The 12,034-nt window shown below is 66.2% G+C and carries 17 protein-coding genes; 11 read left to right on the forward strand and 6 right to left on the reverse strand.

The window, feature by feature from the left end:
* Positions 1–262: 262 nt before the first annotated feature.
* Positions 263–757, reverse strand: coding sequence for a DUF1440 domain-containing protein (locus QFZ54_RS10745; RefSeq protein WP_307086992.1), 495 nt, complete (start codon positions 755–757; stop codon positions 263–265).
* Between the two features lie 113 nt (positions 758–870).
* On the opposite strand from QFZ54_RS10745, the gene QFZ54_RS10750 reads away from it, so the two are divergent.
* The 3 genes from QFZ54_RS10750 to QFZ54_RS10760 are packed head-to-tail and all read left to right on the forward strand — an operon-like array spanning position 871 to position 2,436.
* Positions 871–1,530, forward strand: a complete 660-nt coding sequence (locus QFZ54_RS10750) for an HAD-IA family hydrolase (RefSeq protein ID WP_307086993.1) — start codon at positions 871–873, stop codon at positions 1,528–1,530.
* The gene (locus tag QFZ54_RS10755) at positions 1,527–1,742 is read left to right on the forward strand and encodes a hypothetical protein (RefSeq protein WP_307086994.1); all 216 of its coding nucleotides are present in this window, start codon (positions 1,527–1,529) and stop codon (positions 1,740–1,742) included. The genes QFZ54_RS10750 and QFZ54_RS10755 overlap by 4 nt, the downstream gene beginning before the upstream one ends.
* A 13-nt stretch (positions 1,743–1,755) precedes the next feature.
* On the forward strand, positions 1,756–2,436 hold the full coding sequence (locus QFZ54_RS10760) for an ATP12 family chaperone protein (RefSeq protein WP_307086995.1): 681 nt from the start codon (positions 1,756–1,758) through the stop codon (positions 2,434–2,436).
* Between the two features lie 114 nt (positions 2,437–2,550).
* Here QFZ54_RS10760 and gmk read toward each other — a convergent pair whose 3' ends face one another.
* The 5 genes from gmk to QFZ54_RS10785 all read right to left on the reverse strand — a co-directional run bounded on the left by gmk (position 2,551) and on the right by QFZ54_RS10785 (position 5,942).
* Positions 2,551–3,201 (reverse strand): guanylate kinase, encoded by a 651-nt coding sequence (gene gmk, locus QFZ54_RS10765; RefSeq protein WP_248522626.1) that lies wholly within the window; start codon positions 3,199–3,201, stop codon positions 2,551–2,553.
* Between the two features lie 72 nt (positions 3,202–3,273).
* Entirely contained in the window at positions 3,274–3,474 is a 201-nt protein-coding gene (locus tag QFZ54_RS10770; RefSeq protein WP_307086996.1) for a hypothetical protein, read from the reverse strand.
* The gene (locus QFZ54_RS10775) at positions 3,471–3,683 is read right to left on the reverse strand and encodes a hypothetical protein (RefSeq protein WP_248522625.1); all 213 of its coding nucleotides are present in this window, start codon (positions 3,681–3,683) and stop codon (positions 3,471–3,473) included. The genes QFZ54_RS10770 and QFZ54_RS10775 overlap by 4 nt, the downstream gene beginning before the upstream one ends.
* A 177-nt stretch (positions 3,684–3,860) precedes the next feature.
* A complete protein-coding gene (fumC, locus tag QFZ54_RS10780; protein WP_307086997.1) occupies positions 3,861–5,267 on the reverse strand; it encodes a class II fumarate hydratase in 1,407 nt (468 codons plus the stop codon).
* 189 nt (positions 5,268–5,456) lie between these two features.
* Positions 5,457–5,942 (reverse strand): SspB family protein, encoded by a 486-nt coding sequence (locus QFZ54_RS10785; protein WP_307086998.1) that lies wholly within the window; start codon positions 5,940–5,942, stop codon positions 5,457–5,459.
* 71 nt (positions 5,943–6,013) lie between these two features.
* On the opposite strand from QFZ54_RS10785, the gene hisB reads away from it, so the two are divergent.
* From hisB to QFZ54_RS10825, 8 genes are all read left to right on the forward strand, one after another.
* A complete protein-coding gene (gene hisB, locus QFZ54_RS10790) occupies positions 6,014–6,601 on the forward strand; it encodes an imidazoleglycerol-phosphate dehydratase HisB (protein WP_307086999.1) in 588 nt (195 codons plus the stop codon).
* A 112-nt stretch (positions 6,602–6,713) separates the two neighbouring features.
* Positions 6,714–7,316 (forward strand): imidazole glycerol phosphate synthase subunit HisH, encoded by a 603-nt coding sequence (gene hisH, locus QFZ54_RS10795; RefSeq protein ID WP_307087000.1) that lies wholly within the window; start codon positions 6,714–6,716, stop codon positions 7,314–7,316.
* On the forward strand, positions 7,313–8,050 hold the full coding sequence (gene hisA / locus QFZ54_RS10800) for a 1-(5-phosphoribosyl)-5-[(5-phosphoribosylamino)methylideneamino]imidazole-4-carboxamide isomerase (protein WP_307087001.1): 738 nt from the start codon (positions 7,313–7,315) through the stop codon (positions 8,048–8,050). The genes hisH and hisA overlap by 4 nt, the downstream gene beginning before the upstream one ends.
* Before the next feature lie 244 nt (positions 8,051–8,294).
* Entirely contained in the window at positions 8,295–9,083 is a 789-nt protein-coding gene (gene hisF, locus QFZ54_RS10805; RefSeq protein ID WP_307087002.1) for an imidazole glycerol phosphate synthase subunit HisF, read from the forward strand.
* 4 nt (positions 9,084–9,087) lie between these two features.
* The gene (locus QFZ54_RS10810) at positions 9,088–9,264 is read left to right on the forward strand and encodes a hypothetical protein (protein WP_307087003.1); all 177 of its coding nucleotides are present in this window, start codon (positions 9,088–9,090) and stop codon (positions 9,262–9,264) included.
* A gap of 32 nt (positions 9,265–9,296) precedes the next feature.
* Entirely contained in the window at positions 9,297–9,614 is a 318-nt protein-coding gene (locus QFZ54_RS10815) for a phosphoribosyl-ATP diphosphatase (RefSeq protein ID WP_307087004.1), read from the forward strand.
* A gap of 388 nt (positions 9,615–10,002) precedes the next feature.
* A complete protein-coding gene (locus QFZ54_RS10820) occupies positions 10,003–10,380 on the forward strand; it encodes an HIT domain-containing protein (RefSeq protein ID WP_307087005.1) in 378 nt (125 codons plus the stop codon).
* A 111-nt stretch (positions 10,381–10,491) separates the two neighbouring features.
* On the forward strand, positions 10,492–12,030 hold the full coding sequence (locus QFZ54_RS10825; RefSeq protein ID WP_307087006.1) for an amino acid permease: 1,539 nt from the start codon (positions 10,492–10,494) through the stop codon (positions 12,028–12,030).
* Positions 12,031–12,034: the final 4 nt, after the last annotated feature.

Genomic DNA, 12,034 nt, shown 5'->3' on the forward strand with positions numbered 1-12,034 from the left:
ATTGAGAAGCTGACGGTCGCCCGGCCTCTTACTCCACCCCGGCGAAGGCCGGGGCCCAATTGGAAAGGTCGGAGTAACGGAGCGTTGTCCTTCGTTAGCGACGTCCCCCAATTGGGCCCCGGCCTTCGCCGGGGTGGTTTGAATGATTGGACGTCGTCCGACTCTAGTTCCCCCGCGAAGGCGGGGGTCCAGGGACCATGATCGTAGTGCTGCTTGATTCCTGGGCCCCCGCCTGCGCGGGGGAACTAGTGTAGATCGCGCCTTACTTCAGCCACCCTAGCAGCAACCGCCGCACACCTTCGGTCACCGTTCCGAACACCATGTGCGACGTCGCGCTATACAGATGCGTGGTCGGCGACGTCTTCCACGGCGCATCGCCGAGCCCTGCCGCCGGAACCGCCGTCTCGTCGAGCAAAGCCGTCGTCACCGCCGCGAACGCCGTCCCGAACCCCGCCGTCACCGTCGGCCGGTATTCCGCCACCACCGCGTAGGCGACTCCCAGCCCTGCCCCGAGAGCGTAATGTACGACCTGTCCGGCGATCGGCTTGCGATCTTCGGGGATCTCATGCCCGACCACGACCTGCGACACCTTGTCCGCCGCCTTCTGCGTCGCGGGTTCCGCATCGCTTTCCGATGAGGACAGCGCGGCGATGCCGGCCTGGAACAGGTCCATCGCCAACGACGCGGCGAGGCCGGCGACCAGGCCGGCAGCAGCGGCGGCCCGGATGTTCGGGGTGTCGATCGGTGCGTGCGCCATCGTCAGTCTCCAGAGGTATCCAGCACGAACCGTTCGCAAACGCGCCCGTTCCGGTTTGGCGTTCCCTCGCGTGCACGCGTGATCTACGGGGCGGGGATGCGTTGGAAAATCTCATGACCCGTCTTGCCGTGTTCGATTGCGACGGGACGCTCGTCGACAGCCAGGCGAATATCTGCGTCGCGTGCGAACGGGCGTTCGAGGGCGCCGGGCTGATCCCGCCGCCTCGAGCGTCCATTCGGCGGATCGTCGGGCTCAGCCTGGTCGAGGCGATGCAGGTCTTGCTGCCGGAGGCGGACGAGGCGCTGCACCGGTCGCTCGCCAGCGACTATAAGGGCGCGTTCCATGCGATGCGGGCGAGTGGCGAACTGGCCGACGAGCCGTTGTTCGAGGGGATCGCCGAGGTGATCGAGACGCTGGCCGACGACGGCTGGATGCTCGGCGTGGCGACGGGGAAGTCGGATCGCGGGCTTGCGCATATCCTTGCCGCGCACGGGATCACCGATCGGTTCGTGACGTTGCAGACTGCGGACCGGCATCCGTCGAAGCCCGACCCGGCGATGTTGCTGGCGGCGATCGCGGAGGCCGGCGCGAGCGCGGAGACGACCGCGATGATCGGCGATACTAGCTTCGACATGGCGATGGCGCGGGCGGCACGGGTGCGGGCGGTCGGGGTCGCTTGGGGGTATCACGCGGTGCATGAGTTGTCGGATGCGGGGGCGGACGTCGTCGCGACCGCCGTGCCGGATTTGCTGCGCATGGTGGCGCGGCCATGACCGAGGTGGACAAGGTAGCGCAGCGGCGCTGGATGGTGCTCGTCGGGATACGACTGGCCGGCGTGGCGGGGGCATTGCTCGGGCTGATTTTGGTGGCGCGCGCGCATGACCTTGCACCGAAAATCTTAGGGGTAGCGATCGTATTTTCGGCGCTGCTGATGATCGGACTCGTCCCGCGCAGCCTGGCACATCGCTGGCGGACGCCTGAATGAACGGAATGGGCGCATGAAGCGGTTCTGGAAAGACGTGGTGATCGATGCCGACCGGGTGGTGACGCTCGACGGCAAGCCGGTGCGGACGCCCGGGCGGCGACCGCTGGCATTGCCGAGCGATGCGCTGGCCGAGGCGGTGGCGGAGGAATGGCGTGCGGTCGGCGAGACTATCGATCCGCGAACGATGCCGCTGACGGGCTTGGCCAATGCGGCGACCGATCCAATCGCGAACGATCCCGCGCAGTTCGCCGCGCGGCTGGCGGCGTATGGCGAGAGCGACCTGCTCTGCTACCGCGCTGAGGGACCGCCGTTGCTGGTCGAGCGGCAGGCAGCATCTTGGGATCCGTTGCTGGCGTGGGCGCGGGGGCGGTACGACGTGACGTTCGCGGTGACGGCGGGCGTGATGCACGTCGCGCAGCCGGCGGCGACGACTGCTCGGCTGCATGAGGCGGTGGCGGCGTATGACGATTTTCGGCTGGCGGGGTTGTCGCCGGTCGTGACGCTTACCGGGTCGCTGGTGATCGGGCTGGCGCTGATCGAGGGCGAGATCGATGCGGATGCGGCGTGGGCTGCGGCGGGGATCGACGAGGACTGGTCGGTCGAGATGTGGGGCGAGGACTGGCAGGCGACTCAGTTGCGGGAATTGAAGCGCAAGGAGTTCGGGGTCGGCGTGGAGTTTCTGGGGCTGCTGTAATTCGCTCCCCTCCCTGGAAGGGAGGGGTTGGGGGTGGGTCGGCCTGTTGGCTGAAGCACCGGTTCCCAAGCAGCCGACCCACCCCCGGCCCCTCCCTTTCAGGGAGGGGGGAAGTTAGCGGGTCAGTCTGCGGATGAAGCCGATCAGGCCGGTCTGGCGCGAGCGCTTCAGGCGTTCCGCGGCCAGGATCGTCTTCACGCCGCGGATGCAGCTGTCGACGTCGTCGTTGACCAGAACGTAATCATAGCCGTCCCAGTGGCTGACTTCGTTGGCCGCGCGCGACATGCGGGCTTCGATCACTTCGGTCGAGTCGGTGCCGCGGCTGGTGAGGCGGCGGTGGAGTTCCTCCATCGATGGCGGGAAGATGAAGACGCGGACGACGTCGCCGCCGGCGATCTGGAACAGCTGTTGCGCGCCCTGCCAGTCGATGTCGAACAGGACGTCCTTGCCGGCGGCCAGCATCTCCTCGACCTGCGCGCGCGGCGTGCCGTAGCGGTGGTTGAAGACGTGCGCCCATTCGAGGAATTCGTCCTTCGCGACCATGTCGCGAAAGCCCTCGAGATCGGTGAAATGGTAATCCTTGCCGTCGACTTCGCCGGGTCGCATCGACCGCGTTGTGACCGAGACCGACATCTCCAGCTCGTGCTCGTCCGCGAGCAATCTGCGCGCGATGGTCGACTTGCCGGCACCGGACGGCGAGGACAGGACGAACAGGACTCCGCGGCGACGGAAACCATGTGGGTCGGACGGAAGTGTGTGGGGCATGCGCGCCCTTGCCGCGGACTGCGCATGGGCGTCAACCCATGCGCGGCCCGCGCGAGGTATTACGAAGGCGGATTAATAGCCTGCCTTGCGCGCCTTGTTACGGTCATAGGCCTTCTTGGCTGCATAGCCGCCGCCGAGAACCATGCCGAGCGGACCCATGCGACGAAGTACGCTCATTGCGACCACGCCCTTGACCGCACCCGAGGTGCCGCCCGAACCGTCGCGACGGCCCATTTCGCGGCCAACCAATGCGCTGATAATACGTCCGATCATGATTTCACCTCTCCGAAAACCTGGTCCTTGAGTTCCGCTGCACCGCGCAGCACTGCCCAGCCGATCGCGTAGGTCACGGCCATGGGCACGACGATCTTGAGTACGTTGGCAGTGATCGCACCGATGATCGCGCCGTCCGCGTTGCCGTCGTCGCCGCTGAGCGAGTCGATCCCTGCGCCGATCAGCGCGCCTATGGTCGTTGCGCCCACGTAATTTCTCCTGCTCGTGTGGCGGGTTAGCGCGCGACGGGCGTTTGGGTTCCCGACTGAGTGGCGCGGTCACCCCTCCAATTTCCGTTCGCCCTGAGCGAAGTCGAAGGGTGTGCCCCAAGCAGGGATGCTTCGACTTCGCTCAGCACGAACGGATTTGGGACGTACGCATGCGCGTTAGCGGCCGAGCATCGACTCGGGTTTGACGACCCGGTCGAAGGTTTCGGCGTCGACCAAGCCCAGCGCTAGGCCGGCTTCCTTCAGCGTCAGGCCCTCGGCGTGCGCGTATTTGGCGATCTTGGCGGCAGCATCGTAGCCGATCTCCGGGGCGAGCGCGGTGACCAGCATCAGCGAGCGGTCGAGCAGTTCGGCGATGCGGCCGCGATTGGGTTCGATGCCGTCGACGCAGCGTTCCGCGAACCCTTCCATCGCGGTGGCGAGCAGGTCGATCGAGCGGAGCACGTTGGCGCCGATCAGCGGCTTGAAGACGTTCAATTCGAGATGGCCCTGCATGCCGCCGACGGTGACCGCGACGTGGTTGCCCATCACCTGCCCGGCGACCATCGTCAGCATCTCGCACTGGGTGGGATTGACCTTGCCCGGCATGATCGAGCTGCCGGGCTCGTTCGCGGGGAGGTCGATCTCGCCGAAGCCGCAGCGAGGGCCGGAGCCCAGGAGGCGGATGTCGTTGGCGATCTTGGTCAGCGCGACCGCGAGCGTGTTGAGCGTGCCCGAGAGGTGGACGAGCGGGTCGTTCGACGCGAGTGCTTCGAACTTGTTGCGCGCGCTGACGAACGGCAGGCCGGTTATTTTGGCGAGTTCCGCCGCGATCGCGTCGCCGAAGCCGGCGGGGGCGTTGAGGCCGGTGCCGACCGCGGTGCCGCCCTGTGCGAGGATGACCATGCCGTGGCTGATCGCGGGCTCGATGCGGTGACGGCAGCGGTAGAGCTGGTTCGCGTAGCCGGAGAATTCCTGCCCGAGCGTCAGCGGCGTCGCGTCCTGCAGGTGCGTGCGGCCAATCTTGACGATGTCGTCCCAAGCGTTGGCCTTGGCGTCGAGCGCCGCGTGGAGCTTGTCGAGCGCGGGGATCAGGCGGTGGGTCGTGGCGATGGCGGCGGCGATGTGCAGGGCGGTTGGGAAGCTGTCGTTGGACGACTGGCTCATGTTGACGTGGTCGTTGGGGTGGACCGGCGACTTGCCGCCGCGGGCGCCGGTGAGGACCTCGTTGGCGCGGCCGGCGATGACCTCGTTCGCGTTCATGTTCGACTGCGTGCCGCTGCCGGTCTGCCAAATGACGAGGGGGAACTGGTCGTCGAGCTTGCCGTCGATGACTTCCTGCGCGGCGGAGTCGATCGCGGCGGCGATTTTCTCGTCGAGTCCATGCGAGCGATTTACGCGGGCGGCGGCTTGTTTGACGAGGGCGAGCGCGTGGACGATCTCGATCGGCATGCGTTCGCGGGAGGCGAAGGGGAAGTTTTCGATCGAGCGTTCGGTTTGGGCGCCCCAATAGGCGTCGGCGGGGACTTCGATCGGGCCGATCGTGTCGGTTTCTGTGCGGGTGGTTTCTGGGCGGGTTTGGGTCATGGGGGGAGAACCTTCCGGGGCGTGTGCTGGATCCCTCGCCTCTCAGGGGAGAGGGAGGGAGGAGCCGCAGGCGACGGAAGGGTGAAGGGCGTTGGGAGGAACGGCCTTAGCCTCACTCCCCTCACCCTTCCCACCGCAAGTGCGGCGGGCCCCTTCCCTCTCCCCGGCGGGGAGAGGGAGTTTAGAGGGTCACTTCTTCCGTTTAAAATCCACAGCTACGACGTTCGAGCCGTCTTCGATCGGGACTGCGGTGGGGCCGTCGTTTTCCGCTTCGTCATGGTCGCCGAGCGCGTCGTCCGCACCGTCCTGCGCCTGGAAGCGGAGTTCGAAGCTTACCGCGGGATCCTGGAACGCGGTGATCGCCGAATAGGGGATGACCAGCTTCGAAGGCACCTGGTTGAACGACAGCCCGATCGAGAACCGCTCGTCGTCGACGATGAGGTCCCAATAGCGGTTCTGCATGACGATCGTCATCTCGTCCGGGAAGCGCTCGATCAGGCGCTTCGGGATGTCGACGCCGGGCGCCTGCGTCTTAAAGGTGATGTAGAAATGATGCTCGCCGGGAAGCCCGCCGGCGTCCGCAACGGAGCCAAGCACGCGGCCGACCACGGCACGCAGGGCTTCTTGTACGATCTCGTCGTAGGGAATCAGGCTATCGGGCAGTCCATCGGTCATTTCCCTTGGGTAGCGTCATTCGATTGGCGGTCAAGATTGCATGCGTCGTGGCGCACGTTATGGGAGGTGGCATGCGCACCGCCACGATTACCCGCTCTACCGCCGAGACGGCGATCGACGTCACCGTGAACCTCGATGGGACCGGCGTGTACGACGTCGAGACCGGGGTCGGTTTCTTCGACCACATGCTCGAGCAACTCTCGCGTCATTCGCTGATCGATCTGCGCGTGCGGACCAAGGGCGACCTGCACATCGACGAGCATCATACCGTCGAGGATACCGGCATCGCGATCGGGCAGGCGTTCGCGCAGGCGCTCGGCGACAAGCGCGGCATCACGCGGTACGGCGATGCGCTGTCGCCGATGGACGAGACGCTGACTCGGGTTGCTCTGGATATTTCCGGGCGGCCCTGGCTGGTGTGGAAGGACCTGTTCTCGCAGACGCGCCTCGGCGGCATGGATACCGAGATGTTCGAGCATTTCTTCCACAGCTTCGCGCAGGCGGCCGGCATCACGCTGCACGTCGAGACGCTGTACGGCTCGAACAACCATCACATCGCCGAAGCTGCGTTCAAGGGTGTCGCGCGCGCGTTGCGGACAGCGATCGAGATCGATCCTCGGAAGGCGGACGCGATTCCTTCGACCAAGGGGATGTTGTGACTTCCCCCCTCCCTGGAAGGGAGGGGCCGGGGGTGGGTCGGCCGCTAGGGACGCTCATCACCTGCCAACTGGCCGACCCACCCCCTACCCCTCCCTTCCAGGGAGGGGGGTTATGTTAGCGCTCATCGATTACGGCGCGGGGAACCTGCACTCGGTCGAGAACGCGTTGCGGACGGCCGGGTGTGTCGATCTGGTCGTGACGTCTGACGCGGACGTGGTGGCGAAGGCCGAACGGATCGTGTTGCCGGGTGTTGGGGCTTATGGCGCGTGTGCTGCGGCGTTGCGGGCGGTGCCGGGAATGGTCGAGGCGCTCAACAGACGCGTGCGGGACGAGGCTACGCCGTTTCTCGGGATCTGCGTCGGCATGCAGTTGATGGCCGATGCGGGCGAAGAGATGGGGACGCATGCCGGGCTTGGCTGGGTGCCGGGACGCGTGCGGCGGCTGGAGCCGGGGACGATGGAAGCCAAGGTTCCGCATATGGGGTGGAACGACGTCGTTCCGACCACGCCGCATCCGTTGATCGAGCCGGGCGAGGCGTATTTCCTGCACAGCTTCGCCTTTGAAGGCACCGATGTGCTTGCGACGACCGAGCATGCCGGCGCGGTCACCGCGGCGATCGGTCGCGACACGATGATCGGCGTGCAGTTTCATCCCGAGAAGAGCCAGCGCTACGGCCTGGCCTTGCTCGAACGATTTCTGGAGTGGCGGCCGTGAGCCTGATTATTTTCCCCGCGATCGACCTCAAGGCGGGTCAGGTCGTACGGCTTGCCGAGGGCGATATGGACCGGGCGACCGTCTATGGCGACGATCCCGCCGCGCAGGCGATGCTGTTCGCGGACGCGGGCGCGGAGCATCTGCACGTGGTCGATCTCGACGGCGCATTTGCGGGGGCTTCGGTCAACGGCGATGCGGTACGGTCGATCGTTTCGCAGTTTCCGGGGCATGTGCAGCTTGGCGGAGGCATCCGGACGCGGGCTAGCGTAGAGGGCTGGTTCGATCTGGGTGTGTCGCGCGTCGTAATCGGGACGGCGGCGCTGGAGGACCCCGAGTTCGTCCGCGGCGTGGCGAAGGATTTTCCGGGCGGGATCGTGGTCGCGGTCGACGCTAAGGATGGCATGGTCGCGACCAAGGGTTGGGCGGATGTTTCGACGACGACCGCGGTCGATCTGGCGCGGCGGTTCGAGGATGCTGGGGTGGCGTCTTTGCTGTTCACCGATGTCGGGCGTGACGGGATGCTGAAGGGGTGCAACGTCGAAGCTACCGTCGATCTGGCGCGGGCGGTGGACATTCCGGTGATCGCCAGTGGTGGCGTGAAGGGGATTGCGGAGATCCACGTGTTGGCTTTGCATGTGCGGGATGGCGTCGAGGGCGTGATCACCGGGCGGGCGTTGTATGACGGCCGGCTCGATCTTGCGGCGGCGTTGAGTGTAGCGAAGGCAGCAGGATGATTCACGCGGAGACGCGGAGACGCGGAGATAGTATTTTCGCGCAGAGCCGCGGAGTGTCGCTTGGCGCCGCAGGCAGAGATTTGTTCACGCGAAGGCGCAAAGGCGCGAAGAGTGAGAAGGTAAGTAGGCCCGCTCTTCTGCTCACTCTTCGCGCCTTTGCGCCTTCGCGTGAATCATTCTTAGCGGCTTTGCCGCGTCTCCGCGTCTCCGCGTCTGCGCGTGAACTATTTCTTCGGCTCGGCGCATGACGGTTCGCGCGCGCGTCATTCCGTGTCTCGATGTTGCCGATGGCCGTGTCGTGAAGGGCGTGAATTTCGTCGAGTTGCGTGATGCGGGCGATCCGGTCGAGCAGGCGCGGGCGTATGATGCGGCCGGGGCGGACGAATTGTGCTTCCTCGATATCGGGGCGAGCCATGAAGGTCGGGGTACGATCCTCGACGTGGTGCGACGGACGGCGGCGGTGTGCTTCATGCCGTTGACCGTCGGCGGCGGTGTGCGGACGGCGGACGATGCGCGCGCGCTGTTGTTGGCGGGGGCGGACAAGGTGGCGGTCAATTCCGCGGCGGTCGAGCGGCCGGAACTGGTCGCGGATATCGCCGAGCGGTTCGGTAGCCAGTGCTGCGTGGCCTCAGTCGATGCGCGGCGGTCCGGGGACGGCTGGGAAGTGTTCACGCATGGCGGCCGGCGGGCGACCGGGATCGACGCGATCGCCCATGCCCTGAAGCTTGCCGAACTCGGAGCGGGCGAGTTGCTCGTCACCTCGATGGACCGCGACGGGACGCGCAGTGGCTATGACCTCGACCTGATCCGGGCGATTTCGGACCGCGTCGGCGTGCCGGTGGTCGCGAGTGGCGGGGTCGGCGGGCTCGCCGATCTGGTCGCGGGCATCCGCGACGGGCATGCGAGCGCGGTGCTGGCGGCGTCGATCTTCCATTTCGGGCAGGCGTCGATCGGCGACGCGCATGCCGCGCTGGCGGCTGCAGGGATCCCGGTTCGTTCGCCGGTTCGCCCTCCACGGTACCATCCGGCCTGATCCGATGATCGCCCTGCCCGTCCTCGCGGTGCAGTCGGGGCATAGCGGCATCGTTCATCCGCGGACCAGGCCGGAACTGTCGGACATCGCGCTCTTTGGGTTTGCCGCGGTCGGCGTGTGGCTGGTGCGGCGGGCGTTGCGCAAGCGGTTTGCCAAGAGCAAACCGGCCGCGAAGGATTGACCCGCCCTCTCCGCTGCGTCAGCACGCAGCGTATGGACCCCGTATTCGACCGCCTCGAGGCGACCATCCGCGCGCGTCGCGATGCGCCCGCCGACACCTCCTATACTGCGAGCCTGTTCGTCAAGGGCCGCCCGAAGATCGCGCAGAAGCTCGGCGAGGAAGCCGTCGAGACGGTGATCGCGGCATGCTCGGGCGACGAGGCGAGCATCGTGCCGGAAGCGGCGGATCTGATGTTTCATCTCGCCGTGTTGCTGGCAGATGCGGGGCTCAGTCTTGACGATGTGCGGGCTGAACTGGAACGGCGCGAGGGTGTCGGCGGACTGGTCGAGAAGGCTGGGCGGGCGGGGTAAACCCTTCGTGCCGGGCTGCTTTCGGCACTTACGGAACGACACAGTGTTGGGCGCTAAGTTTGCGGAACGACGGTCCCCGACCGAGTGGGCGATTACTCCCCTCCGACTTGCAGACCTTGTTTCCCCGCGAAGGCGGGGATCCAGACTGGGCTCCCGCCTTCGCGGGAGAACAAGGACGTGGTGGTGACCGCGTTGGCGTTTATGTCCGATCAAGATGGCACCGAACCAGTCTGAGGCGACGGCGGCGGTCGAGTGCCGGTTGGCCGGCGAACTCGCTCCCCTGCCGCTTGCGGGAGGGGTCGGAGGAGGGCATGAGGCACACGCTCCGTCGGGATCGGGAGGGCCAAGCCCCTCCCCTAAACCCCTCCCGCAAGCGGGAAGGGAATCTATGCCGATCGACGCCACCCAGCTCTATGACGACCAGAACATCTTCGCGAAGATCCTGCGCGGCGAGATCCCGTCGAAGCGGGTGTACGAAGACGACGTCGCGATCGCGTTCCACGACATCAATCCGCAGGCGCCGACGCATCTGCTCGTGATCCCCAAGGGCGCGTACGTGTCGTGGGACGATTTCTCCGCGCGGGCGCCCGATGTGGAGATCGCCGGGTTCATTCGCGCAGTCGGTGCCGTGGCGCGGGCCGCTGGGCTGGTCGAGCCGGGCTATCGTCTGCTCGCCAACATCGGCCAGGACGGGCACCAGGAGGTGCCGCATCTGCACGTTCATGTCTTCGGCGGGCGTCCTCTGGGTCCGATGCTCACGCGATAGGGCAGCTTTCGGCCACTAAAGGATTGCACGTAATAAAATTGCCATTAGGCTCGCGGGATTGAGCAAGGGGGCCTTCTGACCGGGCCCCTGTAATCCCCGGGGGGTACCGAATTGATTTTTGGTCGCGTGAAATCACTGGACGCCATCCTGGCGACGGCGGAGAAGAAATCGCTCCACCGATCGCTGGGCGCGTTCCAGCTTACCATGCTCGGCATCGGCTGCGTGATCGGGACGGGCATCTTCGTGCTGACGTCCGCCGCCGCGCAGAAGGCCGGGCCGGGCATGATCCTGAGCTTCATCGTCGCCGGCGCAGTCTGCGTCGTCGCGGCACTCTGCTATGCCGAGATCGCGGCAATGGCACCGGTCGCCGGCTCCGCCTACACCTATACCTATTCCGTGATGGGCGAGCTGCTCGCCTGGACCGTCGGCTGGGCCCTGATCCTCGAATATGCCGTCGCCGCCAGCGCCGTGTCGGTCGGGTGGTCCGGCTATTTCTCGGGCTCGATCCTGCGAGAAACGTTCGGGATAGACCTGCCGCTCTGGCTGGCAGCGGGGCCGTACGTGCCCGGCGGGTTCATCAACCTGCCCGCGGTCGTCATCTCGCTGCTCGTCACGTGGCTGCTGATGATCGGCACCACGGAGAGCGCCCGCGTGAACGCGGTGCTGGTGACGATCAAGGTCGTCGCGCTGACCGCGTTCGTCGCGCTGACCCTGCCCAAGACGCATGGCGGTAATTTCGAACCGTTCCTTCCCACCGGCATCCTCGGCAGCAACGGCCTCGGTGTGGTCGGTGCGGCGGCGACGATCTTCTTCGCCTATGTCGGCTTCGATGCGGTTTCGACCGCCGCGGAAGAGACCAAGGATCCGCAGCGCAACGTACCGATCGGCCTGATCGCGTCGCTCGGCATCTGCACCGTGTTCTACATGCTGGTCGCGGCGGGCGCGATCGGGACGATCGGTGGTCAGCCACTGTTCGATGCGGCGGGCGTACCGTTCACGACGGGCTCGCCCGAACTGGCGCGCGCCTGCCTTATTCCTGCAAATGCGCAGGCTCTGGTGTGTTCGAACGAGGCGCTGGCGCACGTGCTGCGCCAGATCGGCTATGCGAACGTCGGCAACTGGATGGGCTATGCGGCGGGGCTCGCGCTGCCGTCGGTGATCCTGATCCTGATGTTCGGCCAAACCCGCATCTTCTTCGTGATGAGCCGCGACGGCCTGTTGCCGGAAGTGCTGAGCCGCGTGCATCCGAAGTGGAAGACGCCCTATATCGTGACCGCGATCACCGGCGTGTTCGTGGCGTTCGCCGCGGCGTTCCTGCCGGTCGGCCAGCTGGCGGACATCGCCAATGCGGGCACGTTGTACGCGTTCATGATGGTCGCGATCGCGCTGCTGATCCTGCGCAAGCGCGAGCCGAACCGGCATCGTCCGTTCCGCACGCCGGCCGCCTGGATCGTCGCGCCGCTGACGATCGTCGGCTGCATCGGGCTGTATTTCTCGCTGCCGTACGAGGCGATGGCGGTGCTGCCGATCTGGGGCGCGGTCGGGCTCGTGATCTACTTCCTGTACGGCTACCGGAAGAGCTATCTGGGTCGCGGGATGGCCGATGGCGGCGAGACCGACATCGACATGGCGCCGCCCGGCGCGCACTGAGACC

Source organism: Sphingomonas faeni, from assembly GCF_030817315.1.
Lineage (GTDB): Bacteria > Pseudomonadota > Alphaproteobacteria > Sphingomonadales > Sphingomonadaceae > Sphingomonas > Sphingomonas faeni_C.